This is a genomic window from Hydrogenophaga palleronii (genome assembly GCF_031457455.1).
Lineage (GTDB): Bacteria > Pseudomonadota > Gammaproteobacteria > Burkholderiales > Burkholderiaceae_C > Hydrogenophaga > Hydrogenophaga palleronii_A.
Map to the genome: position 1 here is coordinate 1 of NZ_JAVDWU010000003.1, position 26,121 is coordinate 26,121.

The 26,121-nt window shown below is 63.2% G+C and carries 29 protein-coding genes and 3 tRNA genes; 5 read left to right on the forward strand and 27 right to left on the reverse strand.

Going from position 1 to position 26,121, the window contains the following annotated elements:
• The 12 genes from J2W49_RS07570 to trpE form a co-directional block, all read right to left on the reverse strand.
• On the reverse strand, positions 1-404 hold a 404-nt coding region (locus J2W49_RS07570), incomplete at its 3' end, for a GTP-binding protein (RefSeq protein ID WP_310313837.1).
• A 49-nt stretch (positions 405-453) separates the two neighbouring features.
• Positions 454-528, reverse strand: a tRNA-Thr gene (locus tag J2W49_RS07575).
• 75 nt (positions 529-603) lie between these two features.
• Positions 604-677: transfer RNA gene (locus J2W49_RS07580), tRNA-Gly, on the reverse strand.
• An 83-nt stretch (positions 678-760) separates the two neighbouring features.
• Positions 761-846 (reverse strand) — tRNA-Tyr (locus tag J2W49_RS07585).
• Between the two features lie 64 nt (positions 847-910).
• Positions 911-1,651: a uracil-DNA glycosylase gene (locus J2W49_RS07590; protein WP_405000998.1), complete on the reverse strand. Its 741-nt coding sequence runs from the start codon at positions 1,649-1,651 to the stop codon at positions 911-913.
• A gap of 2 nt (positions 1,652-1,653) precedes the next feature.
• Positions 1,654-2,454, reverse strand: a complete 801-nt coding sequence (trpC, locus tag J2W49_RS07595; protein WP_310313839.1) for an indole-3-glycerol phosphate synthase TrpC — start codon at positions 2,452-2,454, stop codon at positions 1,654-1,656.
• Positions 2,447-2,596 carry a hypothetical protein gene (locus J2W49_RS07600; protein WP_310313842.1) on the reverse strand — a complete coding sequence of 50 codons (150 nt, stop codon included), beginning with the start codon at positions 2,594-2,596 and terminating at the stop codon, positions 2,447-2,449. The genes trpC and J2W49_RS07600 overlap by 8 nt, the downstream gene beginning before the upstream one ends.
• Before the next feature lie 8 nt (positions 2,597-2,604).
• Positions 2,605-3,672 (reverse strand): anthranilate phosphoribosyltransferase, encoded by a 1,068-nt coding sequence (gene trpD / locus J2W49_RS07605; RefSeq protein ID WP_310313845.1) that lies wholly within the window; start codon positions 3,670-3,672, stop codon positions 2,605-2,607.
• 8 nt (positions 3,673-3,680) lie between these two features.
• Complete coding sequence (locus J2W49_RS07610) at positions 3,681-4,319, reverse strand: LysE family translocator (protein WP_310313848.1); 639 nt, start codon at positions 4,317-4,319, stop codon at positions 3,681-3,683.
• 13 nt (positions 4,320-4,332) lie between these two features.
• Positions 4,333-5,400, reverse strand: a complete 1,068-nt coding sequence (gene ltaE, locus J2W49_RS07615; protein WP_310313851.1) for a low-specificity L-threonine aldolase — start codon at positions 5,398-5,400, stop codon at positions 4,333-4,335.
• Positions 5,397-5,993, reverse strand: a complete 597-nt coding sequence (locus J2W49_RS07620) for an anthranilate synthase component II (RefSeq protein ID WP_310313854.1) — start codon at positions 5,991-5,993, stop codon at positions 5,397-5,399. Before J2W49_RS07620 ends, ltaE begins: the two co-directional genes overlap by 4 nt.
• Positions 5,990-7,489, reverse strand: a complete 1,500-nt coding sequence (trpE, locus tag J2W49_RS07625; RefSeq protein ID WP_310313857.1) for an anthranilate synthase component I — start codon at positions 7,487-7,489, stop codon at positions 5,990-5,992. The genes J2W49_RS07620 and trpE overlap by 4 nt, the downstream gene beginning before the upstream one ends.
• 392 nt (positions 7,490-7,881) lie before the next feature.
• Between trpE and J2W49_RS07630 the strand changes: the two genes are divergently transcribed.
• The gene (locus J2W49_RS07630; RefSeq protein WP_310313860.1) at positions 7,882-8,484 is read left to right on the forward strand and encodes a chalcone isomerase family protein; all 603 of its coding nucleotides are present in this window, start codon (positions 7,882-7,884) and stop codon (positions 8,482-8,484) included.
• Between the two features lie 33 nt (positions 8,485-8,517).
• On the opposite strand, the gene J2W49_RS07635 is transcribed toward J2W49_RS07630, so the two are convergent.
• The 10 genes from J2W49_RS07635 to J2W49_RS07680 all read right to left on the reverse strand — a co-directional run bounded on the left by J2W49_RS07635 (position 8,518) and on the right by J2W49_RS07680 (position 14,634).
• Complete coding sequence (locus tag J2W49_RS07635) at positions 8,518-9,615, reverse strand: enolase C-terminal domain-like protein (RefSeq protein ID WP_310313862.1); 1,098 nt, start codon at positions 9,613-9,615, stop codon at positions 8,518-8,520.
• Between the two features lie 147 nt (positions 9,616-9,762).
• Positions 9,763-10,002, reverse strand: a complete 240-nt coding sequence (locus J2W49_RS07640; protein ID WP_310313868.1) for a DUF4287 domain-containing protein — start codon at positions 10,000-10,002, stop codon at positions 9,763-9,765.
• Positions 10,003-10,113: 111 nt separating this feature from the next.
• Positions 10,114-10,659, reverse strand: coding sequence for a DUF4256 domain-containing protein (locus J2W49_RS07645; protein ID WP_310313871.1), 546 nt, complete (start codon positions 10,657-10,659; stop codon positions 10,114-10,116).
• A 58-nt stretch (positions 10,660-10,717) separates the two neighbouring features.
• Positions 10,718-11,092: a VOC family protein gene (locus J2W49_RS07650; RefSeq protein WP_310313874.1), complete on the reverse strand. Its 375-nt coding sequence runs from the start codon at positions 11,090-11,092 to the stop codon at positions 10,718-10,720.
• 37 nt (positions 11,093-11,129) lie between these two features.
• Positions 11,130-11,537: a VOC family protein gene (locus tag J2W49_RS07655; protein ID WP_310313877.1), complete on the reverse strand. Its 408-nt coding sequence runs from the start codon at positions 11,535-11,537 to the stop codon at positions 11,130-11,132.
• A gap of 126 nt (positions 11,538-11,663) precedes the next feature.
• Positions 11,664-12,050, reverse strand: a complete 387-nt coding sequence (locus J2W49_RS07660; RefSeq protein WP_310313880.1) for a nuclear transport factor 2 family protein — start codon at positions 12,048-12,050, stop codon at positions 11,664-11,666.
• Between the two features lie 212 nt (positions 12,051-12,262).
• Positions 12,263-12,676: a VOC family protein gene (locus tag J2W49_RS07665; protein ID WP_310313882.1), complete on the reverse strand. Its 414-nt coding sequence runs from the start codon at positions 12,674-12,676 to the stop codon at positions 12,263-12,265.
• 55 nt (positions 12,677-12,731) lie between these two features.
• Positions 12,732-13,274 (reverse strand): MAPEG family protein, encoded by a 543-nt coding sequence (locus tag J2W49_RS07670; protein WP_310313885.1) that lies wholly within the window; start codon positions 13,272-13,274, stop codon positions 12,732-12,734.
• 312 nt (positions 13,275-13,586) lie between these two features.
• Entirely contained in the window at positions 13,587-13,883 is a 297-nt protein-coding gene (locus J2W49_RS07675; protein ID WP_310313888.1) for a hypothetical protein, read from the reverse strand.
• A 238-nt stretch (positions 13,884-14,121) separates the two neighbouring features.
• Complete coding sequence (locus tag J2W49_RS07680; RefSeq protein ID WP_310313893.1) at positions 14,122-14,634, reverse strand: energy transducer TonB; 513 nt, start codon at positions 14,632-14,634, stop codon at positions 14,122-14,124.
• A gap of 180 nt (positions 14,635-14,814) precedes the next feature.
• Between J2W49_RS07680 and hemE the strand changes: the two genes are divergently transcribed.
• From hemE to yidD, 3 genes are all read left to right on the forward strand, one after another.
• A complete protein-coding gene (hemE, locus tag J2W49_RS07685) occupies positions 14,815-15,918 on the forward strand; it encodes a uroporphyrinogen decarboxylase (protein ID WP_310313895.1) in 1,104 nt (367 codons plus the stop codon).
• A 402-nt stretch (positions 15,919-16,320) separates the two neighbouring features.
• Positions 16,321-18,516 carry a replication restart helicase PriA gene (gene priA, locus J2W49_RS07690; RefSeq protein ID WP_310313899.1) on the forward strand — a complete coding sequence of 732 codons (2,196 nt, stop codon included), beginning with the start codon at positions 16,321-16,323 and terminating at the stop codon, positions 18,514-18,516.
• Positions 18,517-18,541: 25 nt separating this feature from the next.
• Positions 18,542-18,958 carry a membrane protein insertion efficiency factor YidD gene (gene yidD, locus J2W49_RS07695; protein ID WP_310313900.1) on the forward strand — a complete coding sequence of 139 codons (417 nt, stop codon included), beginning with the start codon at positions 18,542-18,544 and terminating at the stop codon, positions 18,956-18,958.
• A 40-nt stretch (positions 18,959-18,998) separates the two neighbouring features.
• Here the strand turns inward: yidD and J2W49_RS07700 are convergent, their stop codons facing one another.
• Both J2W49_RS07700 and J2W49_RS07705 read right to left on the reverse strand, forming a co-directional pair.
• The gene (locus tag J2W49_RS07700; RefSeq protein ID WP_310313902.1) at positions 18,999-19,412 is read right to left on the reverse strand and encodes a DNA-binding transcriptional response regulator; all 414 of its coding nucleotides are present in this window, start codon (positions 19,410-19,412) and stop codon (positions 18,999-19,001) included.
• Positions 19,413-19,473: 61 nt separating this feature from the next.
• Entirely contained in the window at positions 19,474-19,974 is a 501-nt protein-coding gene (locus tag J2W49_RS07705) for a GAF domain-containing protein (protein WP_310313905.1), read from the reverse strand.
• A 130-nt stretch (positions 19,975-20,104) separates the two neighbouring features.
• On the opposite strand from J2W49_RS07705, the gene J2W49_RS07710 reads away from it, so the two are divergent.
• Positions 20,105-21,070, forward strand: coding sequence for an MBL fold metallo-hydrolase (locus tag J2W49_RS07710; protein ID WP_310313908.1), 966 nt, complete (start codon positions 20,105-20,107; stop codon positions 21,068-21,070).
• 78 nt (positions 21,071-21,148) lie between these two features.
• On the opposite strand, the gene katG is transcribed toward J2W49_RS07710, so the two are convergent.
• The 3 genes from katG to J2W49_RS07725 all read right to left on the reverse strand — a co-directional run bounded on the left by katG (position 21,149) and on the right by J2W49_RS07725 (position 26,105).
• Positions 21,149-23,362 carry a catalase/peroxidase HPI gene (gene katG / locus J2W49_RS07715; protein ID WP_310313911.1) on the reverse strand — a complete coding sequence of 738 codons (2,214 nt, stop codon included), beginning with the start codon at positions 23,360-23,362 and terminating at the stop codon, positions 21,149-21,151.
• A 245-nt stretch (positions 23,363-23,607) separates the two neighbouring features.
• Positions 23,608-24,570, reverse strand: coding sequence for an AEC family transporter (locus J2W49_RS07720; RefSeq protein WP_310313914.1), 963 nt, complete (start codon positions 24,568-24,570; stop codon positions 23,608-23,610).
• Positions 24,571-24,614: 44 nt separating this feature from the next.
• Positions 24,615-26,105: an ATP-binding protein gene (locus J2W49_RS07725; protein ID WP_310313917.1), complete on the reverse strand. Its 1,491-nt coding sequence runs from the start codon at positions 26,103-26,105 to the stop codon at positions 24,615-24,617.
• Between the last annotated feature and the right edge of the window lie 16 nt (positions 26,106-26,121).

Sequence of the window (26,121 nt, forward strand, 5' to 3'; positions counted from 1 at the left end):
AGGAACACGATGATGTAGGGCACACCCACCTGACGGGCCAGCAGGATGTGCTCGCGGGTCTGGGGCATGGGGCCGTCAGCGGCCGAGCACACCAGGATGGCGCCGTCCATCTGGGCGGCACCGGTGATCATGTTCTTCACATAGTCGGCGTGGCCGGGGCAGTCCACGTGGGCGTAGTGGCGGTTGGCCGTTTCGTATTCCACGTGCGCGGTGTTGATGGTGATGCCGCGGGCCTTCTCTTCGGGGGCCGCGTCGATCTGGTCGTAGGCCTTGGCCGAACCGCCGTACTTGGCCGACAGCACGGTCGTGATCGCCGCCGTCAGCGTCGTCTTGCCATGGTCCACGTGACCAATGGTGCCCACGTTCACATGCGGCTTGGTCCGCTCAAATTTCTCTTTTGCCATTTTTCAGCTCCAAAATCAAAATTGCCGAAACACCAGATCAAAAAATCGTTGGTGCCCTTGGCGGGAATCGGACCCGCGACCTCTCCCTTACCAAGGGAGTGCTCTACCACTGAGCCACAAGGGCAAAGGCACCCAGCACCGGGCCGGACGCCTGAAAACCTTCACAACCACCCTGACGGGCACATCAACCAACGCAACATGGAGCGGGAGACGGGAATCGAACCCGCGTCATCAGCTTGGAAGGCTGGGGTTCTACCATTGAACTACTCCCGCCCGAACAGGCCCATCTTCAGAACCCAAAGACCGGCACTCTCAAAGCGCTTTGATTCCAATCGCTCGCATATCTCATCGGTTGCTGGTGGAGGAGGCTGGATTCGAACCAGCGTACGCGTTAGCGGGCAGATTTACAGTCTGCTGCCTTTAACCACTCGGCCACCCCTCCATAGCGCAGCCCAGCATTATGCCATGTTTTCTCTTCGCGCCAATGCAACACCACAAAGTGCATTTCACCACCGAACAGGTGAACGCCCCCGTTCCACCAGCCAGAGATTGGCCCGACTGAAATGCCCACACCCCAGAAAAGGCACCGGACCCCGGCTGGCCGACAGCGGCGAAGGGTGGTTCGCGCAGAGCACCAGATGACGGGAAGGATCTATCAACGGCAGCTTTTTCTGGGCATGAGCGCCCCACAGCAGAAACACCTTGGGGGGGCCGGCATCGCTGCAGCGGCGGATCACCGCATCGGTAAGCACTTCCCAACCTCGCCCGGCGTGGCTTGCGGGAAGGCCTTCTTCCACCGTCAGGCAGGTGTTCAACAGCAGCACGCCCTGCTCCGCCCAGCGCACCAGCGACCCATGGGCAGGCGGGAGCGTGCCGTTGTCGCGCTGCAGCTCCTTGTATATGTTGCGCAGGCTCGGCGGCATCCTCACGCCCGGCGCCACGGAAAACGCCAGGCCTTCGGCCTGCCCGGGACCGTGATAAGGGTCTTGCCCAAGAATGACCACGCTGACCACCTCAGGCCCGGCCAGCGTCAGCGCCCGCAGGGGCTCCGGGGGATACACAGGGCTCAGGACCACCCGCTCCCGAAGAAACGCCGCAAGTCCGAGGCCTGCCGGGCTTGCCCAGAAATCCCGAACCAAAGGCGCCCAACCACCGTCCACCTGCCAGCTGGCCGGGTCAACCATTGCCAGTCGCCCAGGGGCGTTCGCCGCTTCTTCGGGCAACAACTGGCCTTGCATCTCCGCCATGCTCATCCGAACAGCTCGGCCAGCGCCAGCCCGGGGTCGGGGGCGCGCATGAACGCCTCGCCGACGAGAAAGCCATGCACGTTGGCCTCGCGCATCAGGCGCACGTCGGCCCGGGACAGAATGCCCGACTCGGTGATCAGCAGCCGGCCGGCCGGTACCTCTGGCAGCATGTCCAGTGTGGTCTGGAGCGTCACCTCGAAACTGCGCAGGTTGCGGTTGTTGATCCCCAGCAAAGGCGTTTTGAGTTTCAGGGCGCGCTGCAGCTCTTCTCGGTCGTGCACTTCCACCAGCACCGCCATGTTGAGAGACAGCGCGAGCGCCTCCAACTCGGCCATCTGCACGTCGTCCAGGCAGGCCGCGATCAACAGGATGGCGTCTGCCCCCATCGAACGCGCCTCGTAGACCTGGTACGGATCGATCATGAAGTCCTTGCGCAGCACGGGCAAGTCACAGCTCGCACGTGCCTGCTTCAGGAAATCAGGGCTGCCCTGGAAGAACTGTCGATCTGTCAACACCGAAAGGCAGGCGGCCTGGGTCTTTCCGTCGCCCTCTGCATAACTTTGGGCGATATCGGCCGGAATGAAGTCTTCGCGCAACACCCCTTTGCTCGGGCTGGCTTTCTTGATTTCCGCGATCACTGCCGCCTGGCCCGTCTGGATCTTGGAGCGAAGCGCGGCCTCGAAGTCCCGGGTCAGCACGCGGCTTTCGGCATCGAAGCGAACCACGTCCAGCGGCTTCTTCTTGCGCGCGGCGGCGATTTCCTCGTGCTTGACGGCCACGATTTTGTTGAGGATGTCACTCATGGGATTCCGTTTCCTGGGTTGGGGGTGCCTGAAGCACCTTCTTGATGAACCGGTGCATCAGCACACCAGCCACCATGAAAAGCAGCGAGATGCCGATGGCGATCCAGGCGCCTTCGTTTTGCATCCAGACCGGGAGGTTCATGGCCTGGATCAGGCGCTGCCAGTGGTCGTGGCGGCTTGCGTGAAGTCGGTCAGCTCGCGCAGCTTTTGCGCCGCCGCGCCGGACTCGATGGTCTGGCGCGCCAGCGCGATACCCCGGGCCATGTCCTCGCAGACATTGGCGGCGTAGAGCGCCACGCCTGCGTTGAGTGCCACGATGTCTTTGGCGGCATTGACCGACGCCTCGTCGCTGTTGTTCAGCACGCCCATCAGCATGGCCCTGGAGTCCTCGGGCGTTTCCACACGCAGCGTGCGGTTGCTGGCCATGGTCAAACCGAAGTCTTCCGGATGGATCTCGTATTCGGTGATTTCGCCACTCTTGAGTTCCCCCACCATGGTGGCAGCGCCCAGCGACACCTCGTCCATGCCGTCGCGGCCGTAGACGACCACCGCGTGTTCGGCGCCCAGGCGCTGCAGCGCACGCACCTGAATGCCCACCAGATCCGGGTGAAACACACCCATGAGGATGTTGGGCGCGGAAGCGGGATTGGTGAGCGGGCCGAGGATGTTGAAAATGGTCTTGATGCCGAGCTCGCGGCGCACGGGTGCCACGTTCTTCATCGCCGGATGGTGGTTGGGCGCGAACATGAAACCCACACCCACCTGTTCAATGCAGCGCGCAATCTGATCGGGCGTCAGGTTGATGTTGATGCCCAGGCTCTCCAGCACGTCGGCGCTGCCGCTCTTGCTGCTGACGCTGCGCCCGCCATGCTTGCTGACCTTGGCGCCTGCCGCTGCGGCCACGAACATGCTGCAAGTGGAAATGTTGAAGGTGTGAGAGCCGTCGCCGCCAGTGCCCACGATGTCCACCAGGTGCGTTTTGTCGGCCACGTTCACCTTGGTGGAGAACTCGCGCATCACCTGCGCCGCTGCCGTGATTTCGCCAATGGTTTCCTTCTTCACGCGCAGGCCGGTGACGAGCGCGGCCATCATCACGGGCGACATCTCGCCGCCCATGATCAGCCGCATGAGGTGCAGCATTTCGTCGTGGAAGATCTCGCGGTGCTCGATGGTGCGTTGCAGGGCTTCCTGCGGGGTGATCTTGTGGCTGTGGGGCATGGTGTCTCCTACTGGGTGGGATTGTCGGTCAGGGCCAGTCGCAGGCCGAAACCCACGAACAGTACGCCAGCGGCGCGGTCCATCCAGTGCATGGCGCGCTGAACGGTGTGCACGCGGCGCGCTGCCCAGGCCGCCAGCCACGCGTAGGCCATGTTGATGGGGATGGCATTGACGTTGAAGATCACGCCCAGGGCAAGGAAAATCCAGGCCTTGTTGTCTGCGTCAGGCGCAATGAACTGTGGCACGAAAGCCAGGAAGAACAGCGCTACCTTGGGGTTGAGTACGTTGGTGAGAAAGCCCCGGCGGTAGACGCGCCAAAGGTTCACATCAACGGCGCCACCTTCCAGGTTCAGCGGCGTGGCCTTGGCGAACAACAGGCGCACACCCATCCAAAGCAGGTAGGCCGCTCCGATCCACTTGAGCACGGTGAAAGCTGTGGCGGAGGTGGCCAACAGGGCGCTCAGGCCCACAGCAGCCGCGGCCACATGCACAAAGCAGCCGCTGAAGATGCCGAAGCCAGCCACGACGCCGGCGCGCACGCCGCTTCGCAACGCGTTGGTGACGATGTAGAGCACGTCCGGACCCGGCGTGAGATTTAGCAACCAGCCGGCCGCAATGAAGAGCAGGAGTTGTGGCAGATCGGGCATGACGTACCCCGTTTCAGTAAACAGCGGTGCCCGCCGACCGCGACGCCGTCTGGCTTGCGCCTTCAGAGAAGAACGCCTGGGTACAGGCGATGGCGTGGTCGATGCCCGCCGCGTCCACGTCAAGGTGGGTCACGAAGCGCAGACCAATGAGCCCGGTGGCCCGCACACCGAGTCTTTCCAGGTGCGACAGCAGATCGGGGCCTAGGCCGTCCGCGACGTCTACAAACACAATGTTGGTTTGCGCCGAGCGAACGCTCAAGCCCTTGATGTTGGAAAGACCCTGTGCCAGACGCTGCGCCAGCGCATGATCATCGGCCAATCGGGCCACGTGGTGGTCCAGGGCATGGTGAGCGGCGGCGGCCAGCAAGCCAGACTGCCGCAATCCGCCACCGACCATTTTGCGCCAGCGGCGCGCACGGTCGATCAGCTCCCGGGATCCGCACAACGCCGATCCCACAGGGGCGCCCAAGCCTTTGCTGAAACAGATCGAAACGCTGTCGAAAAGATCAACGATGTCCCGCAGGTTTTGAAACGCGTCGCCGCCACGAGCCACCGCCGCGTTGAACACGCGGGCGCCGTCGAGGTGGGTGGCCAGACCATGCTGTCTTGCCAGGTCGGTCGCCTGTTGCAGATAGGCCTGCGGCATGGGCTGACCGTTCCAGGTGTTTTCCAGACACAGCAGGCGCGTGCGGGCAAAGTGCGGATCGTCCGGCTTGATGGCGGCGGCGATGTCTTCCAGTCGCATGAGCCCGGCAGCGTCCTGTGCCAGCGGTTGCGGCTGGATGCTGCCCAGCACGGCGGCGCCACCGCCTTCGTAGCGGTAGGTGTGGGCGTTTTGCCCCACGATGTATTCGTCACCGCGATCGCAGTGGGCCATCATCCCGCAGAGGTTGCTCTGGGTGCCACTGGCCATGAACAAGGCCGCTTCCTTGCCGGTGATGGCAGCGATGTGCGCCTGCAGCGCGTTCACCGATGGGTCGTCTCCGAACACGTCATCGCCCAGCGGCGCGGCCATCATGGCTTCGCGCATGGCAACGGTGGGTTGCGTTACCGTGTCGCTTCTCAGATCGACGGCCGTCATTGCACTTGCTCCAGGAAGTTTTTGAGCATGGCATGGCCATGTTCGGTGAGGATGCTTTCGGGGTGGAACTGCACACCTTCGATGGGCAAGGTCTTGTGCTTCACGCCCATGATCTCGCCGTCAGGCGTCCAGGCCGTGATTTCCAGGCATGCCGGGCAACTGGTGCGCTCAATGGCCAATGAGTGGTAGCGGTTGACGGTGAACTGCTCGGGCAGGTGGGCGAACACACCGGCCTGCGTCGTGGTGATGACGCTGGTCTTGCCGTGCATGAGTTCCTGCGCCCGGATGATCTTGCCACCGAACGCCGCACCAATGCTCTGGTGACCCAGGCACACGCCGAGGATGGGCAGCTTGCCCGCAAAGTGCTGAATCGCCGGCACCGAAATGCCGGCTTCTGCCGGCGAACAGGGTCCAGGGGAGATGACCAGGCGATCGACCTGGCCGGCATCGACCTGGCGCTGAATGTCATCGACCGTGATCTCGTCGTTGCGCACCACGCTCACCTCGGCGCCGAGTTCACCGAAGTACTGCACGATGTTGTAGGTAAACGAGTCGTAGTTGTCCACCATCAGCAATTGAATCTTCTTGCTCATTCCAGACCCTCCTCAACCAACTCTGCCGCACGCAGCAAGGCGCGCGCCTTGTGCTCGGTTTCTCTCCATTCCATTTCGGGCACCGAATCTGCGACCACGCCGGCCGCTGCCTGCACGTACAGGGTCTGGTCCTTGATGATGCCGGTGCGGATGGCGATGGCCACGTCCATGTCGCCGGCGTAGCTGAGGTAGCCACAGGCGCCGCCGTAGAGGCCGCGCTTGGTGGGCTCCAGCTGGTCGATCAGTTCCATGGCGTGCACCTTGGGCGCCCCGGTCAGGGTGCCGGCGGGGAAAGTGGCCTTGAGCACGTCCATGTTGGTCATGCCCGCATTGAGCAGGCCTTCCACGTTGCTCACGATGTGCATCACATGGCTGTACCGCTCCACGGCAAACGCCTCGGTGACTTTCACGCTGCCGACCTGGGCGATGCGACCAATGTCGTTTCGGGCCAGGTCGATGAGCATCACGTGTTCTGCCCGTTCTTTCGGGTCGTTGACCAGTTCCTGTTCGGTGGCCTTGTCCTTTTCCGGCGTGGCGCCGCGCGGGCGCGTGCCGGCCAGTGGGCGGATCGTCACCTTGGTGCCTTCGACCGTGCTTTCCTGTCGCACCAGGATTTCGGGCGATGCGCCCACCACATGGAAGTCACCGAAGTGGTAGTAATACATGTATGGGCTGGGATTGAGCGACCGCAGCGCACGGTACAAACTCAGCGGCGATTCGGTGTAGCGCTTCTTGATGCGCTGCCCCACCTGCACCTGCATGAAGTCGCCATTGGCGATCAGCTCCTTGGCGCGCTCCACAGCGGCAAGGTAGTCGGCCTTGGCAAAGTCGCGCTCGGCTGGAAAGCTCTGGCTGGGCTTGACCACCGGTGCACTCACGGAATACTTCAGCGCTTCGCGAAGTTCCCGCAAACGCTTCTTGGCGTTGGCGTAGGCCTCTGGCTGACCGGGGTCCGCGTAGACGATGAGATAGAGCTTGCCCGAGAGGTTGTCGATCACCGCGAGCTCCTCGCACTGGAGCAACAGGATGTCGGGGCAGCCCAGGGTGTCGGGTGGGCAGGTCGCTTCCAGTTTCTTCTCGATGTAGCGCACCGCGTCGTAGCCGAAATAGCCGGCCAGACCACCGCAGAAACGTGGCAGGCCCGGGCGAAGTGCCACTTTGAAACGCTTCTGGTAGGCGGCAATGAAGTCCAGCGGATTGCCTTGGTCCGTCTCGACGACCGCGCCGTCGCGCACCACCTCGGTTTTGGCGTCAGCACCAAATCCGCTGGCGCGCAGCAGGGTTCGCGCGGGCAGCCCGATGAAGCTGTAGCGGCCAAACCGCTCGCCGCCCACCACCGATTCAAGAAGAAAGCTGTATTTGCCGTCGCCACGCCCATGGGCCAGCTTGAGGTACAGCGACAGCGGTGTTTCAAGATCCGCAAAGGCTTCCACCATGAGCGGGATGCGGTTGTAGCCCTGCTGGGCCAGACTTTTGAATTCCAGTTCGGTGATCATGTTCGTTCAGACGCTCCGTCGGCTCCACCCGGTTGGGTGCAATGAAAGCCGTTTGTCCTGGGGTCCCTGCTCGGCGCGGCCGCCAGGGTTTGGGGGGGAGCGCACCACGGGCACCTCACAGCCGGTGACCTTCGCTACGCGCCCCAAAGGGATGGGCACATTTACGCTGGCTTACGCCAGGGCCAGGCTCCCCGGCCATTGCGGCTCGGCAGACCACCTGTGAAGGATGTGCGTGGGTTGAACATGGTGCCGCGAGTGTAGCAAAGCCCAAATGCAATTGACCAGCCTGTGCAAACCTTCACACCCCAACGGGAAAGCCCTGCTTGTTTGTTGAAGTCTGGCGGCAGAAAATATCAATTTTCGAACGATCGTTCGTTTTTCTGAAGTACACCATGCCTCATCCGATCCGATTGCTCCGCGCCGCCGCCTTTTCCATCGGCATCTTGTTGTTGACGCCCGCCTTGGCCCTGGGCGCCACCATCGATGTTGCAGGCGTGAAACTGGAAGACCGTGCCGTGGTGGGCGGCAGCTCGCTGCAGCTCAATGGTGCCGGCGTTCGCTACAAGGCCGTGTTCAAGGTGTACACGGCCGGGCTGTACCTGAGTGAAAAGGCGACCACCCCCGAAGCCGTGATGTCGGCGCCTGGCCCCAAGCGCATGACCATCACCATGCTGCGCGACATCGACTCGGCCGAACTGGGCAAGCTGTTCTCCAGAGGGATGGAAGACAACATGGATCGCAAGGCGTTTTCGCGCCTGATTCCCGGCGTGCTTCGCATGAGTCAGGTCTTCAGCGACCACAAGCGCCTTCAGACAGGCGAAACCTTCGTGATCGACTGGGTTCCCGGCACGGGAACCGTGCTGACCATCAAGGGCAAGGTCGAAGGCGAACCCTTTGTGGAGCCTGAGTTCTTCAACGCCCTGATGCGCATCTGGCTGGGCAACAAGCCCGCCGACTGGCAGCTCAAGGACGCCCTGCTGGGCAAGACGCCCTGAAGGCAGGGTCGCTCGGCCCGCAAGCGTCAAAGCTCAGGGAACGAGGTAGCGCCCAACGGCTGATTCGTCCCACTCGATCCCGGTGCCAGGGGTGTCTGACAGACAGGCGTGGCCGTTCCTGATCTGCAGGGGCCGGGCGAGTATGGGCGAAGCCCAGTCCACGAACTCCAGCCAGTGGCGCGTGGGTGTGGCCGCCATGAGATGCGCACTGACTTCCGGGAAGAGATGCGTGGAAATCGGCATGCCAGCGGCGTCTGCCAGCGTGGCAGCCTGCATCCAGCCTGTGACCCCACCGATTTTCATCGCGTCCGGCATGCCGAGATCTGAAGCGCCGAAGCTGAGGCACATGGCCATTTCGCTGGGCCCCCACCAGTTTTCGCCCATCTGGATCGGCGTCGTGGATGCCGCCCGCACCCGGGCGTAGCCCGCATAGTCATGTGCGGCGCAGGGCTCTTCGATCCAGCAGAGGCCTTCATCGGCAAGTGCCCGAACCCGGCGTTCGGCTTCGGGCACCGAGAGCCCCTGGTTGTAGTCCGACATGAGTTGCACACCCTCGCCAATGGCCGCCTTCACGGCCCTGACGACCTGGATGTCGGTCGCAAGCTCTGGATAGCCAAGGCGAACCTTGATGGCGGAGAACCCGGCAGAGACCAGGACTTCCGCCTCTGCCGGAGCGAGATCAGCACCGATCAGACCGAGCCCGCAACTGTTGTAGGCGCGAATCTCAAGAAGATCGGCCCCGAGTGCACGCGCCAGCGGCTGCGCCTGGGCGCGCGCAAACGCATCCCATGCCGCCATGTCGAGGCCCGCCAGCGCCATGCCCACAATGCCCTTGGCACCCAGCAGACGAAAGCGGGCGTGAAGCGCTCGGTTGATTTCCAGCGGCGCAACCGGCATGCCCTGCAGAAGCGGCGCCAGGTTGTTCAGCATGGCGCACACCGGCTTCAGGACGAGAGGTGTGTAGCAGAACAGATAGGTGCGGCCGGTCACGCCCTCCTGGGTATGAAGATCGATCAGCGCCAGCGGCGCAATGTGGATGGCACCGCTGCTGGTCTGCAGCGGAAGCCGCATCGGCACATGCACAGCACGCACATCCAGACCGGTGATGGTGAGCAGACCAGAAACACTCATGACTGGCTCCATGAAGATGAATATGGGGCGCTGCAAACACCCGCCTGGCGCCAGGCGGCCTGCACATTGTGGACACCCCTGATCCGTTTGCCAAGCCGCGGCCGGGCCCATCCATTCGATGCGGCCCGGGCGCGCCCGCGCTTCATTTCAACGCGCTGATTGCCCGGCCAGAAAATGCGCCACCAATGCATTGGCATGGCCATGGCCCATGCCGTGGTCCGACTTGAGCAGATCCACCAAGGCCATGTGCTTGAGGGGCCCAGCCTTCTGGAGCACGGCCAACCAGTGCGCAATGGGCTGACCGTACTTCTTTTCAATGGAAGGAAAGTAAGACGCCGGGCCCTTCACGGATCCGGCACCAGGGATGGATTTTTCGCTTGCAGGCATGAACGGCTCCTTGCTTTTGGCCCTGTGGGTCGAGGGAGGTTTTACGCTCTCTGCCTACGACGCATGGGGGCAGGCCAAATCGACAAGGTGATCCCAAAAAGCGGCAACGGGTCACACCCGAAGCGAACCGCGAAACCCCCTGCCCGAGTAGTACGACTGCGCGCCGTTGTGATAGACGAACACCTGGCCGTAGCGCCGGTCACAGAAGAGGGCTCCGCCCAAAGCCCGGATCGCAGGCGGGGTGCGGATCCAGCTGGATGTCTTGTTGTCGAATTCACCCAGCTGCTGCAGGGCACGGTACTGCGATTCGGTGAGTAGCTCGATGCCCATGTCGGCCGCCATGTCCATCGCGCTGTTCGCCGGTTTGTGTTCCTTGCGGGATTCGAGTGCCTGTCGGTCATAGCAGGTGCTTCTGCGCCCCGCGGGGCTCTCTGGGGAGCAGTCGCAGAAGATGAGACCTTCCGACGCCTCATCGCGACCGATCACGTCAGGCTCACCACCCGTGGCTTCCATTTTCTGCAGCGACCGCCAGGCATCCGGATGGGTTTCGAGCCTGGTCAGCACCTGCGCCCATGCGATACCGGCATGCCGGTGCATGTGCTTCTCAAAGCGCAGCTTCAATACCTGTAGCAGCTTGTCACGTTCTTTCGCGGGCATGGCGACTTCCTGATGGGCGGCGCTTCAATGCGAGTGCATGAGCCGACAGATGTCCGGATCAGGCCGAGGCAGGATGCTCCACGAGCTGAATCTCGTTGCCTGCCGGGTCGCTGAAGGTGGCCAGGGTACCGCCCCAGTCCTGGCGCTCCGGTTCACCGGTGAAGCTGACACCGCGCGCGCGCAGTTCACGGTGCCTGGCACGGATGTCGTTCACGCTGAAAGACAGCCCGGTGAAACGGCCCACCAGAACCTGCTCTTCCAACGGTGCGTCCTGCGTGACCGGCTCAACTACCAACTGGCACGAACCGGCACCAAAGACACAAAAGCCGTCTTCTGCCCGACCCGCCTGCAGCGGCAGTTCAAGCACTTGTTCGTAAAAGGCTTGCGCTGCTGCCAGGTCTCGTACGAACACGCGTGCGGTGTGGAGTTGCATGCCCGCCCCTTCAGTTGAGATGGTGCTCAAACCAACATTATGCGAGCGTTGGGCCCCTGAACTCCACCACATTGCCCTCCGGGTCCGTCACATAGATCGACGGACCTTCGCCTTCTGCACCGTAGCGTTGCTCAACAGGGCCGGCTTCATAGCCATGGCGCGCAAGCTGATCGCGCAGGTCCGTCTCGTCGAAAGGCTCGATCCGCAGGCAGAAGTGATCCAGATTTCTCCCCTCCTTGCCGGGTGCGGCTCCACCGACGCGCCCGAGCTTCCCATCGATGGGCACCAGGTCGATGAGCGCACTTCCGGCGCGGAGCTGAATCAGGCCAATCTCGTCCTGGCGCCTTTCCACCTTGCAGCCGATGGCATTGCAGTAAAAGTGCATCATTTTCTCCAGGTCAACGACACGGAGCACCAGGTGATCGATGTTGAGGAGGCGGAACACGGTGGGTCCTTGCAGGGTGGCCGAGGTTGTGTGGATCAAGGGCAAGTCGGGCGGTGCTGTTTCTCTGCAGCGGGTTGTCACGTGACATTCTCATTGGCCTGTGAAGACAGACAGCGGAGCAGGGCTTCACCGCGAGGCGACCGGGGATTGGGGGGCGAATTGCGCCGGGTCATAAAAGAACTGTTCCTTGCATATCCGTTCGCCTCGCCACTCCTGGTAGGCCAGTTCTTCCATTTCACGCACCGTGCCGTCCTGAAATTCGAATCGGAACAGCCAGCGGATCACAACGAAATCACCGTTCGTGAACACTGGGCCGACGCATTTCGACCGCACGGTCCTGGCTCGCTCCATCACACGCGACTCGTGGGCCACAAGCGCATCGCGCCCGACCCTGGGCGCTGACGTGTTCTCCTGCATTGAGGCGTCTTGCGTGTAGAACGCCTCAATCGCCTCAACGTGGGCGTTCTGCTCAACAAGCGCGATGAAGCGGGTGAGGGTTTCTGGTGCAGGCATGGGTGTCGACGGGTAGAGCGGTGCAGGTTACCGTTATGTGGCTCAGCTCAAATCGGCAGACTCTCAAACGGCTGAGGTTCGGTCTTGCTCGGCCGCGGTATTGATTTGGGACAGCGATTGACCCAGGTGATGACCCATTTGAATATTCACGTCGGGGCGGTGACGCCAATGCATTTGGGGCTGCGCGGTGGCACAAAGGCGCAACACTTCACCTATTCAGGTCGATGGCACACCGCCTCAATGTTGTTGCCTTCAGGGTCAATGACGAAAGCGCCATAGTAGTACGGGTGATAGTCTGGGCGCAGGCCAGGGGGACCATTGTCTTTTCCTCCGGCCCTGATCGCCGCCTGGTGAAAGGCATCCACTTGCGCACGAGTCTCGGCACGCCAGCACAGGTGACAGCCAGTTGTCGCTGGAGACCCGCCATATGGAGAGGGGCCATCGACGAACCACACATCGGCCTTCTTTCCGTCCGGCTCAGCGGCGTCCGGGTAGGCAAATCCCAGGACGTTCATGCCGAAATTGCCTTCGAAGGAAACGCTGTAGCCCAACGGCGCAAGGGCGGCGCTGTAAAACGATTTGGTTCGAACCATATCGGTCACGCGGAAAGTCATGTGGTCAAGCATGTTGAGATTCTCCAGGAGTAGGTTTGTCGCGTGGGCGTTCCGCCAGAGTCAGGGCTCATGCCCAAAGCAGTCGGCCGGCCCAGTACACCCCAATGGCCAGTTGCACGGCGAATGCCAGAAACCGCAGCGTGACGGCCAACGAGGAAATCGAAGCAAGGTGGATCACCGACTGCACGATGCGAGCACCGAGGAACACGTAAGCGAGTGAATCCGTGAGGGTGGTTTTTTCTGCCACCGCCGCAATAAGCATCAGGCCGCCGAAAATCGGCAGCCCTTCGACACAGTTGGCGTGAGCCCTTGCCAGACGCTGCATGAAGGGTGAAAGGTTCGCGTTGTCTGGCGTGAACCCGTTGGCCGGAACAACCTCGGTAACGACGAGCCTGGAGCGAATGACCTCCATGAGCAGCAGGAGAAACAACGACCAGGCAACAAAGCCAGTGAGTGCAGTGAGGGTTGGATTCATTTTTTTCGCGCTCGATTGGGTTTGAATCTCTGTGGCGCCCGTGAAGCTGGCAAACGAAAGGACCTGCTCGTACCCAGGTAAGCCACACGAAGACGGCCACCAGCATTGCCTTGTCCCGATGGGAAACCTGGCCACTCACCCTTCCAACTGTCCGGAGGAAGGCGAAGCCCCGCAATCGTATCGCCGGGCACCGATCTGGCCAAGCGCGAGCCTCACTTCAGCCCCTGGCCAGACGGCATCAGCATGTGCGCAGCAGCAAAATAGTGCCGCAGGTGCTGGCGTTTACCGGCAAGACAGTGCGAAGGATCGCGACCTCATGCGACGACCATCGAACAGCGGGAGGTATTGCTGAGGTCCCACTCAGTCTGCGAATTCTGCAGATGAGGATGAATGGGCGCTGGCCACCCGGCGCCTGGGCCGCGAAGCCGCTGCATGAAAGCCGCTTGGCTACCCCTGCACGAGCCGATATGCCAGATAGGCAAACAATGCGACGACCGCCCAGCCCCAGAACTTCGATCCTGTGTTGGGCACTTCGCCTGGCGAAAGTCCTTTGGCGGGGTTGATGGACCCCTTGTTCGCAGGCGCGCTTGCCTTTGGCGTCCCAACCGTTTGATCGCGCTGCCGAGGTGCGCTTTTTGTGAGACCCGCCCGATTCGCAAGCAACAGTTTGATGGCCTCCATAGGCTGACGCCGTTCAAACGCCGCCAGAACTTCAGGCGGCAGAGGCGGGTTGGGTTTGGCCATTTGCGTTGGTCCGTCGAATACTCAATGGATTGGCTCTGCGTCTTGCCGTTCTGAACTCTTCATGTGGAGACCGCCGCTTTGCGGAGCATCGCGTCGATCATAGCTTTTGCCTTCGTTCTGGCAAAGTCTGTCGAAGACGCCAACGTCGTTGCCGAGCAAGCCAGGGGCAGCTCAAACAGGTGCATTCAAGGAAGGCAGCGGACGGAAGACCCTCATTGCTGGAAGATCTGGACGCGAATTATTCGAGCCTGAGCAAAATTGTTTGCCCGACCTGCTGCGCGACAGCGTGTCCGCCTGCCTGTGCCGGCGAAAAAGTCCAGCTCCGAAGTGCCTTGACATACAAGGCGTCAACTTCGGGATTGCCACTGCTTTTGCCGACGACGACGTCGCGAACGGTCCCGTCGGTTTCCACAACCGCCCATACCAACAATTCGGCATGAAGCGGTCCCAAACGTGCGGGAATGTTCGGCATGCGGCGGATTCGGATCTGGGCGGGAGAGTCGGGTGTGCCCCTGAACAAATCGTTTCGGTTCACAAAGTGGTTGCTTGCGGGTGAAGACGGTCTGGCGCTATCCACTTCTATGTTTTGTCTGTAGCTGCCGTCGGCTGATGGAGGAAGAATCCATATCTGAGAGCAGCCAGCGATTGCGGCAGTGGCCATGACACCGACCAGCGCGAAGTGTCGTTTGAGTAAAAGTGCCATTTGCGCTTCTTGCTTGTTTGTTTGAGATCGCTGCCGTGTATTGAACAAGGCACTCTTCGGTCATGGTATCCGTCGTCATGCAGCGTCGAGAATTGGATTCAGGTCATGCAGCGTCAGGCATGGCAATCAGCCGATGTACCGGAAGACCCCATAACCACCACCACGGACCCTGCTCGTCAGACGGGATAATCTCCCGAACGCACCGATCCCACACAAAAGCTCAAGCCCATGCCTTTCGCCCCCCTGCAGAACGACACCTTCCTGCGCGCCTGCCTGCGCCAGTCCACCGACCACACCCCTGTGTGGCTCATGCGTCAGGCCGGGCGCTACTTGCCGGAATACCGCGCCACGCGCGCCAAGGCGGGCAGCTTCATGGGGCTGGCCACCAACACCGACTACGCCACCGAGGTGACCTTGCAGCCGCTGGAGCGCTATGCGCTGGACGCGGCGATCCTGTTTTCCGACATCCTCACCGTGCCCGACGCCATGGGCCTGGGTCTGTCGTTCGCCATCGGCGAAGGCCCGAAGTTTGCCAAGACCGTGCGCACCGAGGCCGACGTGGCCGCGTTGGCCGTGCCCGACATGGACAAGCTGCGCTACGTGTTCGACGCGGTGACCAGCATCCGCAAGGCCTTGAACGGGCGCGTGCCGCTGATCGGCTTTTCCGGCAGCCCCTGGACGCTGGCCTGCTACATGGTGGAAGGCGGCGGATCGGACGACTACCGGGCGGTGAAGTCGCTCATGTACAGCCGACCCGACCTGATGCACCGCATTCTGGCGATCAATGCCGACGCCGTGGCGGCTTACCTGAACGCACAGATCGAGGCCGGCGCACAGGCGGTGATGGTGTTCGACAGCTGGGGTGGTGTGCTGGCGGACGGCAACTTCCAGCAATTCAGTCTGGCCTACACGCGCCGGGTGCTGGACCAGCTCAAGCCCAGTTTTGAGGGCGCCACCATCCCGCGCATCGTATTCACCAAAGGCGGCGGCCTGTGGCTGGACGACATGAAGGACCTGGACTGCCACGCGCTGGGCCTGGACTGGACAGTGAACCTGGGCAAGGCGCGCGCGCAGGTGGGCGAAGGCCCCGACGGCAAGGCGCTGCAGGGCAACATCGACCCGAACGTGCTTTTTGCCCCGCCCGAGGCGATCGACGCGGAAGTGGCGAAGGTGCTGGAGAGTTTTGGCACACCCCACCAGGGGCCAGGCGTGGGCGCCACTCACATCTTCAACCTGGGCCACGGCATCAGCCAGCACACCCCGCCGGAACACGTGACCGCACTGGTCGACGCAGTGCACACTCACTCACGGCGCCTGCGCCAAAGGGGTTGAAACCATCACCCTGGCAGGCCTGCCAGGACGGCTCTCGCCAAGGCCTGACAAGCGCCAAAAACCGGGTTGGCGCAGGCCCATAGCACAAAAGACGCCAAAAGAAACACTTGACAGGCCTTACTTATGCACAAATTTTGTGCTGCGGTGCGCAATGGAATTGCCGGGCCTGCAAATCCCTGCCGTTTGGAGAAGAGTTTGCTAAGTGCTTGATTTCATTGAAGTTAGATTTCTGCTTTTTTTGTGAGCACTTTAAGCAAACCGTTGATTTTCAAGGCCTCCAAGCGCGCCAAAGCAAACTATCAACAAAGTTATCCACAGAAACTCTGGACAGGTCTGGATCGCATGTCAAATCAATGACTTACACCGCTTTTCCACATTGCAACTGAGGAAGAACCGCTAAACATGGCTTTTTGGCCGAGTGTCGTGATCGCCACGCCAGCCCACAGCGGCATCGGCGCCAGCCTCACTTACCGAAGTGAGTTGTCGCTAGCGCCGGGCACGCTTGTGCGCGTTCCGCTGGGCTCGCGCGAGGTGCTGGGCGTGGTGTGGGACTGTCCCGCCGAGCCACCGGAAGGGTTGACCGTGGCCCAGACCAAGTCGGTGGTGGGCGCACTGGAAGGCCTGCCGCCGCTCAACGAACGCTGGCGCCAGTTGGTGAGTTTTGCGGGGCGTTACTACCAGCGCAGCGCCGGCGAGGTGGCGCTGGCCGCCTTGCCGCCGCAGTTGCGCGAGCTCGATGCCACCCAACTCGCGCGCCGGCTCAAGCGCCGGGCCAAGGCGTCGGCCCAGCCCGACGCGGCGCCCGATGGGCATGCACCACCCGCTGCCCCATGGCCGGCACTGAGCGTCGAGCAGGCCCAGGTGCTGGCTGAACTGGAGTGTGCGAATGCCCCGGTGCTGCTGTTCGGTGCCACCGGCAGTGGCAAGACCGAGGTGTACCTGCGGGCCACCCAGCGCGTGCTGGAGCAGGCCGGTGACGGCCAGGCGCCCACCCAGGTACTGATGATGGTGCCGGAGATCAACCTGACGCCGCAACTGGAATCGCGTTTTCGGGAACGGTTCGAGCCGCTGTTTGGTGCGGGTGCGGTGGTCTGCCTGCACAGCGGCATGACGCCGGCACAGCGCCTGACCAGTTGGCTGGCGGCACACACCGGCCAGGCGCGCATTGTGCTGGGCACGCGCATGGCGGTGTTTGCCAGCCTGCCCGGGCTGCGCCTGATCGTGGTGGATGAAGAACACGATCCGAGCTACAAGAGCCAAGATGGGGCGCGGTATTCGGCGCGGGACCTCGCGGTGTACCGAGCCAAGGTGGAGACGGAGGCCTTGGCCACTGAAGCGGTGGCTGGGCGTGCGGGCCCTCAACCCAGCTCTCTCCCAGGGGGAGAGGGAGCAAGTGCCCTTCGCTGCCAGGTGCTGCTGGGTTCGGCCACACCTTCGCTGGAGAGCTGGCACGCCGCCGACCAGGGGCGTTACCTGCGCCTGGAGATGCCGGGGCGCATTGGTGGGGGCAGCCTGCCGCGCCTGCGGCTGGTGGACATGAACCACCAGCCCAAGGGCGCGGTGCTGGCGCTGCCACTGGTGGCGGCCATGGCCGAACGCATCGGCCGCGGCGAACAATGCCTGGTGCTGCTGAACCGGCGCGGTTATGCCCCGGTGCTGGCCTGCCACGCCTGTGGATGGAAAAGCGGTTGCCCGCATTGCAGCGCGTACCGCGTTTTCCACAAACTGGACCGCACGCTGCGTTGCCACCACTGCGGCTTCACCGAGCGCGTGCCGCGCGCCTGCCCGGACTGCGGCAACCTGGATATTTCACCCGTGGGCCGCGGCACCGAACAGGTGGAAGAACAGCTGGCCGGTTTGCTGGCCGACGTGAAACGCGCCGATGGCGGCCCGGCGCGTGTGGCGCGCATGGACGCCGACTCCACCCGCCTCAAGGGCAGTCTGGAGGTCCAACTGGCGGCCTTGCACAGCGGCGAGGTGGACGTGCTGGTGGGCACGCAGATGATCGCCAAGGGCCATGATTTCCGGCGCATCACTCTCGTGGCCAGCGTGAACGCCGACAGCGCCCTGTTCGCCAGCGACCACCGCGCGCCAGAGCGGCTGTTTGCGCTGCTGATGCAGGCGGCCGGTCGCGCCGGGCGCGACGCCACGCAGAGCGCGGCCAGTGAAATGTGGGTGCAAACCTGGTACCCGCAGCACCCGCTGTTTGCGAGCTTGAAAAAGCACGACTTCCCGGGTTTTGCCGCCGAGCAACTGGCCGAACGCGAGTCCGCCGCCATGCCGCCCTATGGCTTCCAGGCCCTGCTGCGCGCCGACGCCCGCACCCAGGCCGCTGCCCAGGCCTTTCTGAACGCGGCGGCCGAGCAAGGCACTGCCTTGCCGCACCGCGACGAGATCACGCTGTACCCTGCGGTGCCGTTGACCATCCAGCGGGTGGCCAACGTGGAGCGCGCGCAATTGCTGGTGGAATCCCCCTCGCGCGCGGCGCTGCAGCGCTTTCTGGCCGCCTGGCAGCCGGTGCTGCTGGCCTGTCGCAGCCTGCCCGAGGCGCGTGGGCTGGTGCGGTTTGCGGTGGATGTGGACCCCCTTTCGATCTGAGCAAGACCACCCGCCCTCTCAATTCATGCGCACGCTTGCCCTCTCCGCTATCCGCTTGTACCAGCGCTTCGTCTCTCCCCACAAGGGCTTTGCCTGCGCCTACCGCTTGCACACCGGGCGCTGCAGCTGCTCACAACTGGGGTTCCGGGCCATCCGCCGTTTTGGGGTAACCAAGGGGTGGTTGTTGCTGCGCCAGCGGACCGGCCTCTGCGGTGTGGCCCATCGGCGCTTCACAACGCCGCGTCCGCGCCCTCCTTCGAAGGAGCGGGGTGACTGCGATCTGCCGTGTGACTTCGACTTCACGCCTTCGCCTGGCAAGTGGGGCTGGTGTGACTTTCTGAGCTGTTGCGACATCGGCAGTTGCGGTGGCTCCGACGCCAAAAAGAAGCGCAAGTCCGAAGACAAGGCCTACCTGCCGTCGCGGAGCCGACGCAACGCATGAAGTGGGAGGGGAACGCCCCCCTCACGCCAATCCCCGCGTCTCACGCCGTGAGCAGTTCCCGCACCGGCCAGAGCTGCTCCAGCGTGTGGATCACGTCGCGCAACTTGAACGGCTGAAGCAGCAAGCGCCGCACATCCAGTTCCTTGAGACGGGCCACCAGCGCTCCGTCTCCCGCGCGGGCCATCGCGGCCACCGGCATGTTGGCATCGCAACGGTAGGCACCCTCCCGAAGCCGGGCCAGAAAGGCCAGTGCCGACTCGCCTTCGGCCAGCGAAATCAACATGCCATGGGGCGTTCCGGCCTTGAGCCATTCTTCTGCCGACGCGATGCTGATCGCCTGGCGCACGCGCGCGATGTGCATGTCGCGGCAGACCGACGCGACCGTGCCACGCACCAGCCCGTCGGGTTCGATCAACAGCACATTGCGGGTGACGCCGCCTGCCCGGGCACTCATTGGACGACCCTCCGTGCTGCGCACTCCGGGGCTGAGCGCCTTCGGAGCGGCCGGGCGGCGCTCATACGGCCGCCTCTTCGCGACGGAAGAGCTCGTCCACCACCAGGTCGCGCAGGCCGCCGAGGATGGCAGCGTCCAGCTTGTCGAAATCGCGCGGGCGCCGGTCCATGATGCACAGCGTGCCGACCACCTGACCGTACGGCAGGCGCAGACCCGCCCCGGCGTAGAAGCGGATGAAGGGACGGCCGATCACCAGGGGGTTGTCGGCAAAACGGGGGTCGCGCAGGGCATCGGGGACCACCAGGGGTTCCGACTTGTTGATGGCATGACCGCAAAAGGACACGTCCCGCTTGGTTTCGCAAACGTCCAGGCCGAAGTTGGACTTGAACCACTGGCGGTCCTGGTCCACCAGGGACACCAGCGCGATCGGCACGTCGAATTCCTTCGCAGCGAAGGCCGAGATGCGGTCGAAGCGCTCTTCGGGCGCGGTGTCCAGAATCAACAGTGAACGAAGCGCTTCCAGGCGCTTGGCTTCGTTTCGGGGCAAGGGCGCTGCGAGCATGGGATCTCCGGGTGGTCTTTGCACAAGCTTCATCGGCACGCCGATCCAAAACGTGAGCCTGAACCCGAACCAAACATAAGCAAACTGCGATATAAGCGGAAAACAGCACAAAAACCACTTGGAGACACCCATGCGCCACGCCGCCCTGCGCACTTTTCTGACCCTGAGCCTGACCCTTGCCTTCACCGCACCCGCCCGATCAGCCGATGCCGAGCCGCCGATGCAGACCGTGCGCGTGGCGCCGAACACGCACTACGTGAAAGGCCTGTCTCAGCTGGGCTCGCCAAAAAACCAGAACTTCATTAGCAACGCCGGCTTCGTGGTCACGCCGACCGGGGTGGTGGTGGTGGATGCGCTGGGTTCGCCTCGGCTGGCCGAGCGCCTGACCGCCGCCATCCGGAGAATCACGCCCCTGCCCATCACGCACGTGGTGGTCACCCACTACCACGCGGACCACATTTACGGCCTGCAGCATTTCAAGGCCATGGGTGCGCAGATCGTGGCCCATCGGGCGGCGCAGGCCTACATCCAGTCCGACACCGCGCGGCTGCGGCTGGAGGCTTCGCGCAGCGACCTGGCGCCGTGGATCGACGACCAAACGCGCATCGTGGACGCCGACCTGTGGATCGACGGTCCCACTTCGTTCAAGGTGGGCGGCGTGGTGTTCGAGGTGGATCACGTTGGGCCCTCGCACACGCCGGAAGACTTGGTCGTTTACGTGCCCACAGAACGGGTGCTGTTTGCCGGCGACCTGTTCTTCAACGGCCGTCTGCCTTTTGTGGGCATGGCCGACAGCAGCCAGTGGATCCGTTCGCTGGAGCGGGTGCTGGCCTTCGACACGGCCGCGGTGGTGCCCGGACACGGCACGGCATCGACCGAACCGCGCAAGGACATCGGCATGACCCGCGACTACCTCAAGCACCTGCGCGCCAGCATGGCGCGCGCCGTAGAGGACTTTGTGCCGTTCGAGGAGGCCTACGCCACCACCGACTGGAGCGCGTTCGAGTCCACGCCCATGTTCAACTTCGCCAACCGCATGAACGCGTACAACACCTACCTGCTGCTGGAACAGGAGGCGTTGGGCACGAAGCGCTGAACCAAACAAAACGCCCCGCCAGTGAGCTGACAGGGCGCCGGGGCCAGGCTCATCCAGCCCGGCTCATCTGATGCGGAATCACTTCACGTCGAAGCGGTCCAGATTCATCACCTTGGTCCAGGCGGCGGCGAAGTCTTTGACGAACTTGGCCTTGCCATCGTTCTGGGCATAGACCTCGGCCAGGGCGCGCAACTGCGAGTTGGATCCGAACGCCAGGTCCACGCGGGTGGCGGTCCATTTCACGGCGCCGCTCTGGCGGTCGCGGCCTTCATAGGCGTTGTCACCGGTGGGCGTCCACTGGGTGGACATGTCCACCAGGTTGACGAAGAAGTCGTTGGTGAGTTGCCCCACGCGCTGGGTGAACACGCCGTGTCTGGAACCACCCACGTTGTTGCCCAGCACACGCAGGCCACCGACCAGCACCGTCATTTCTGGTGCGCTGAGCGTGAGCAACTGCGCCTTGTCGAGCAGCATCTCTTCGGGCGACACGCTGTACGCTTTTTTGCGGTAGTTGCGGAAACCGTCGGCCACGGGTTCGAGCACGTCAAAAGATTCCACGTCGGTCTGTTCCTGCGACGCGTCGGTGCGGCCCGGGGTGAAGGGAAGTTCCACGCTGGTACCCGCGGCCTTGGCGGCGGCTTCCACGGCGGCGTCGCCAGCCAGCACGATCAGGTCGGCCAGAGAGACCTTCTTGCCACCGGCAGCGCCACCATTGAATTCAGCACGGATTTTCTCCAGCGCGACCAGCACCTTGGCCAGTTGCGCGGGCTGGTTGGCTTCCCAGTCTTTCTGCGGCGCCAGGCGGATGCGCGCACCGTTGGCACCGCCGCGCTTGTCGCTTCCGCGGAAGGTGGAGGCCGACGCCCAGGCGGTGGACACCAGTTCCGGTACCGTCAGGCCGGACGCCAGGACCTGGGCCTTGAGTGCGGCCACATCAGCCGCATCGATCAGCGGGTGGTCCACGTCGGGCAGCGGGTCCTGCCAGATCAGGTCTTCGGCCGGCACCTCAGGGCCGAGGTACAGCACCTTCGGTCCCATGTCGCGATGGGTCAGCTTGAACCAGGCACGGGCGTAGGCGTCGGCGAACTCGTCGGGGTTGGCGGCGAAGTGGCGGGAGATTTTTTCGTAGGCCGGGTCGAACTTGAGTGAGAGGTCGGCCGTGGTCATGTGCGGCGGGTGCTTCTTGCTGGGGTCGTGCGCGTCGGGGATCATGTCCTCGGGCGCCACGTCCTTGGCGCGCCACTGGATGGCGCCGGCCGGGCTCTTGACCTGCTCCCAGTCGTACTTGAACAGCACCTTGAAGTAGCCCATGTCCCACTTCGTGGGGTTGGGTTTCCAGGCGCCTTCGAAGCCGCTGGTGGTGGCGTCGCCACCCTTGCCAGTGCCGTGTTTGTTGATCCAGCCCAGGCCCATTTCTTCGATGGGCGCTCCTTCGGGCTCCGGGCCGACCAGCGCCGGGTCACCCGCGCCATGCATCTTGCCGAAAGTGTGACCGCCGGCCACCAGGGCCACGGTCTCATAGTCGTTCATGGCCATGCGGGCGAAGGTCTCGCGCACGTCGCGGCCGGAGAGCACGGGGTCGGGATTGCCGTCCGGGCCCTGGGGGTTCACGTAGATCAGGCCCATCTGCACGGCCGCCAGCGGGTTCTCCAGATCGCGTTCGCCGCTGTAGCGGCTGTTGGGCTTGTCGCTGGTGGCCAGCCACTCTTTCTCGGCGCCCCAGTACACGTCTTCTTCGGGTGCCCAGATGTCGGCACGGCCGCCGCCAAAACCGAAGGTCTTGAAGCCCATGGTTTCCATCGCCACGTTGCCGGCGAGCACGAACAGGTCGGCCCAGGAAATGGCGTTGCCGTATTTCTGCTTGAGCGGCCACAGCAAGCGGCGCGCCTTGTCGAGGTTGCCGTTGTCGGGCCAGCTGTTGAGTGGCGCGAAGCGCTGGTTGCCGGTGCTGGCGCCGCCCCTGCCGTCAGCGGTGCGGTACGTACCAGCCGAGTGCCAGGCCATGCGGATGAACAGGCCACCATAGTGGCCCCAGTCGGCCGGCCACCAGTCCTGTGAATCGGTCATCAGGGCCACCATGTCTTTCTTCAGCGCCGCAAAGTCCAGCTGTTTGAAGGCCTCGGCGTAGTCGAAGTCCGGGTCCATCGGGTTGGAGGCGGGTGCGTGCTGGTGCAGGATGGACAGGTTCAGCTGGTTCGGCCACCAGTCGGCATTGGACTGCGCACCATGGGTGGCTCGGGCACCGCCTGCGGCATGGAACGGGCATTGGGCTTCGGTGGGGGTGTTGCTCATCGTCATCTCCTGGTGTGACAAAGTCGGATTCAGTGTGCCTGGGCCATGGCGGCCAGAATGTCCAGCCAACTGGCGTCAAGCGTAGGGGCAGAATTTGTCGGCTTCATGGCTGTGCTCGGGTGGGTTGATTGGAGCCACGACTTTAGAAGCGCCCTATTGATTTGTCGATCCAATTAGACAAATCAATGCGATAGCGCCTGCCAATGCGGCGGCGCAGCATCTGGCGGCCGGCCGGTGGTCCGCGTTCAGATCAGCAGGGCCACGGCCCCGGAGAACGTGAGAAAGGCCGCGGCCGTGGTGACCAGAATGATGCGCGCAATGCGCCCGTTGTCGGCACCCAGCCGTTCGGCCAGCAGCGACACATTGCTGGCGCTGGGCAGGGCCGCGATCAGCACCATCACCGAGAGCGCAAACGGCTCCAGCGGCACGCCCAGTTGGATGGCCGCGGTGCCCACGCCCAGCATCAGCAGCGGGTGCAGCACCAGCTTCATCAGCGCCACCGGCACGTAGTCGGAGAGCGGCATGGGATGGTTGGCCTGCAACTGGGAACGGGCCAGCACCGCGCCAATGGTGAACAGCGCCACCGGCGAGGCCGCGTCGGCCAGCAGCCACACCGTCTGCTCCACCGGCTTGGGCAAGGTGAACTCCACCGCAGATGCCGCCGCACCCAGCAGGATCGCCCAAGGCATGGGGTTGGCCGCCACGCCGCGCAGCGCCTTCTTGCCAGCGTCGATCATGGCCTGCCCGCCATGGCCTTCGCCTTCGTCCAGCCGCGACAGCGCCACACACAGCGAGCTGGTGATGATCATGTCGACCATGATGAGAACGATCACCGGCCCCACACTGGTCGGACCCAGCAGCGCGGCCAGCAGGGGCACGCCCATGAAACCGGTGTTGGGGAATGCGGCCACCAGCGCGCCCAGCGATGCATCATTCCAGCGGATGCGCGCGTTGCGCGTCATGGCAATGGCAAACGCCACCATCACCAGCGCGCACACCACATACACCCCCGCCACCGAGGCATCCAGCAACTGGGCGATGGGCGTGGTGGAGCCGAATCGGTACAGCATGGCCGGCAGGGCGAAATACAGCACGAAGCCGTTGAGCCCGGGAATCGCCTCCAGCGGCAGCATGCGCCGGTGCGCCGCCACGAAGCCGGCGAGCACAAGCGCGAAGAAGGGGAAGGTGACGAGCAGGACGGTGAGCACGGAGTGGGATTGTGTCAGGCGGGCGCGGGTGAGCGCTGTCGTGCTCAGAACAGCATTAGGAACGCCGCGAGCGGCACAACGGCGACGGGCAAGGGCGCTGCGGCTTTCAGGCGCTCCAGCGCTTCGTCCGGCAGCGGTTCCTTGCTCACCACCACACAGGCCTCGCAACCGTGCTCCTGCGCCAGCCGGGCGGCCTTGAGCACATCCTTGTCCAGCACCTGGTTGCGGTACTTCACCTCAACCGCGATGCGGGTGGAACCCAGGTCCACGATGAAATCGATCTCGTCGTTGTTGCGGCGCCAGTAGCCCAGCTCCACCAGCCCCGGCCAGCGGCGCAAGTGGTTGGCGACCACGTTTTCGGCGTAGGCGCCCATGAGCGTGGCGTCGGCCACCATCTGCTCCTGGCTGAGCTTCATCACCGCATTGCGCACGGCCAGGTCCACCAGGTAGGTCTTGAAGTTGCCGGCTTTGGGCGTGGCCTTGGTGCTGGTGTGCTTGTGCAGGCGCCAAACCAGGTCGGTCGCTTCCAGCAAGGGGAAGTAGCTCTCGATGGTGGAGCGCACCATGCCCAGTTCCTTGCTGACCTGCGACAGGTTGGACTCGCGCCCCGGGTCCTTGAGCAGACCCAGGTAGAAGCGGCGCAGCATCTCGGGCTTGCGGAATTCTGCTGCGACCAGAAGGTCTTCGAAGATGACGCGCTCGACCTGGTTCTGATAGAGGTATTCCTGCTTGGCGAGCAGGGTGGGGAGGTTCCAGACTTCGGGGAAGCCGCCTTCGAAGAGAAATGGCTCAACGATCGAAGCTGCCGTATTCCAAATACCCTGAAACTTTGGAAGCTCCTCGGACAAATGTGTGACCAGCGTTTTTTGGTCAACGACAGAAGACCACTCTCGCCCCAGCTCACCAAATCCAGGCAGCATTTTCCGCCTACGCGCGCTAAGCCCAAGATTTGGATTGGAAGCCCAGTACTCCCGAAAGCTGAACGGCAACACATGAAAGTCCTTGATCCGCCCCAACAAACTCTCACGCGACTTGCGAAAAATCGGCGTGCTGGCCGAACCTGAAACGATGAATCGAACAGGTGTCTTCAGGTCGTAGTACTTCTTGAGGTACAGCTCCCAGCGCGGAAAACGCTGGATCTCGTCCAGAAACAGGTACACAGTCCCTTCTTTCGCCTGCGCTGCGGCAGAGGCCACGAGCTGGTTGAAGAAGCGGTCTGCATCGAAGCCGGGCAGCTCCAGCCCTGGGTCCTGCATGGAAAAGTAGACGATGCGTCGGGCCTGGGCAGCGCCATCGGGGGCGTCGGCAATCAATTGCTGGATGCACTGTTGCAGCAAGGTGCTCTTGCCCACGCGGCGCGGCCCGGTGACGGACACCATCTGCGGCAGCGAGGTGACATCGGCGTACAGATCGTCGAACACATCGCGGCGAAAGGTTGGCAGTTCGGTGAATGCGATGGCCAGATCGCCCCACCACGGGTTGTAGGCGGTCAACAGTTCAAAAGACGAGAGGGTGGGCAAGGGCTCAGTAGACATTGGAAAATTATGCATA

What these genes read in the sequence shown, in the direction of transcription:
- J2W49_RS07600 (WP_310313842.1), bottom strand. Translation starts at nt 2,596, where the DNA reads ATGAACCTCCCGGTCTGGATGCAAAACGAAGGCGCCTGGATCGCCATC.
- trpE (WP_310313857.1), bottom strand. Translation starts at nt 7,489, where the DNA reads ATGATCACCGAACTGGAATTCAAAAGTCTGGCCCAGCAGGGCTACAAC.
- J2W49_RS07610 (WP_310313848.1), bottom strand. Translation starts at nt 4,319, where the DNA reads ATGCCCGATCTGCCACAACTCCTGCTCTTCATTGCGGCCGGCTGGTTG.
- J2W49_RS07635 (WP_310313862.1), bottom strand. Translation starts at nt 9,615, where the DNA reads ATGAGTGTTTCTGGTCTGCTCACCATCACCGGTCTGGATGTGCGTGCT.
- katG (WP_310313911.1), bottom strand. Translation starts at nt 23,362, where the DNA reads ATGAGCAACACCCCCACCGAAGCCCAATGCCCGTTCCATGCCGCAGGC.
- J2W49_RS07675 (WP_310313888.1), bottom strand. Translation starts at nt 13,883, where the DNA reads ATGGCCAAACCCAACCCGCCTCTGCCGCCTGAAGTTCTGGCGGCGTTT.
- J2W49_RS07710 (WP_310313908.1), top strand. Translation starts at nt 20,105, where the DNA reads ATGCGCCACGCCGCCCTGCGCACTTTTCTGACCCTGAGCCTGACCCTT.
- J2W49_RS07650 (WP_310313874.1), bottom strand. Translation starts at nt 11,092, where the DNA reads ATGCAACTCCACACCGCACGCGTGTTCGTACGAGACCTGGCAGCAGCG.
- J2W49_RS07590 (WP_405000998.1), bottom strand. Translation starts at nt 1,651, where the DNA reads ATGGCGGAGATGCAAGGCCAGTTGTTGCCCGAAGAAGCGGCGAACGCC.
- J2W49_RS07630 (WP_310313860.1), top strand. Translation starts at nt 7,882, where the DNA reads ATGCCTCATCCGATCCGATTGCTCCGCGCCGCCGCCTTTTCCATCGGC.
- J2W49_RS07645 (WP_310313871.1), bottom strand. Translation starts at nt 10,659, where the DNA reads ATGCCCGCGAAAGAACGTGACAAGCTGCTACAGGTATTGAAGCTGCGC.
- yidD (WP_310313900.1), top strand. Translation starts at nt 18,542, where the DNA reads ATGCGCACGCTTGCCCTCTCCGCTATCCGCTTGTACCAGCGCTTCGTC.
- J2W49_RS07705 (WP_310313905.1), bottom strand. Translation starts at nt 19,974, where the DNA reads ATGCTCGCAGCGCCCTTGCCCCGAAACGAAGCCAAGCGCCTGGAAGCG.
- J2W49_RS07700 (WP_310313902.1), bottom strand. Translation starts at nt 19,412, where the DNA reads ATGAGTGCCCGGGCAGGCGGCGTCACCCGCAATGTGCTGTTGATCGAA.
- trpD (WP_310313845.1), bottom strand. Translation starts at nt 3,672, where the DNA reads ATGCCCCACAGCCACAAGATCACCCCGCAGGAAGCCCTGCAACGCACC.
- J2W49_RS07660 (WP_310313880.1), bottom strand. Translation starts at nt 12,050, where the DNA reads ATGCCTGCACCAGAAACCCTCACCCGCTTCATCGCGCTTGTTGAGCAG.
- J2W49_RS07620 (WP_310313854.1), bottom strand. Translation starts at nt 5,993, where the DNA reads ATGAGCAAGAAGATTCAATTGCTGATGGTGGACAACTACGACTCGTTT.
- hemE (WP_310313895.1), top strand. Translation starts at nt 14,815, where the DNA reads ATGCCTTTCGCCCCCCTGCAGAACGACACCTTCCTGCGCGCCTGCCTG.
- J2W49_RS07725 (WP_310313917.1), bottom strand. Translation starts at nt 26,105, where the DNA reads ATGTCTACTGAGCCCTTGCCCACCCTCTCGTCTTTTGAACTGTTGACC.
- J2W49_RS07640 (WP_310313868.1), bottom strand. Translation starts at nt 10,002, where the DNA reads ATGCCTGCAAGCGAAAAATCCATCCCTGGTGCCGGATCCGTGAAGGGC.
- trpC (WP_310313839.1), bottom strand. Translation starts at nt 2,454, where the DNA reads ATGAGTGACATCCTCAACAAAATCGTGGCCGTCAAGCACGAGGAAATC.
- J2W49_RS07665 (WP_310313882.1), bottom strand. Translation starts at nt 12,676, where the DNA reads ATGCTTGACCACATGACTTTCCGCGTGACCGATATGGTTCGAACCAAA.
- ltaE (WP_310313851.1), bottom strand. Translation starts at nt 5,400, where the DNA reads ATGACGGCCGTCGATCTGAGAAGCGACACGGTAACGCAACCCACCGTT.
- priA (WP_310313899.1), top strand. Translation starts at nt 16,321, where the DNA reads ATGGCTTTTTGGCCGAGTGTCGTGATCGCCACGCCAGCCCACAGCGGC.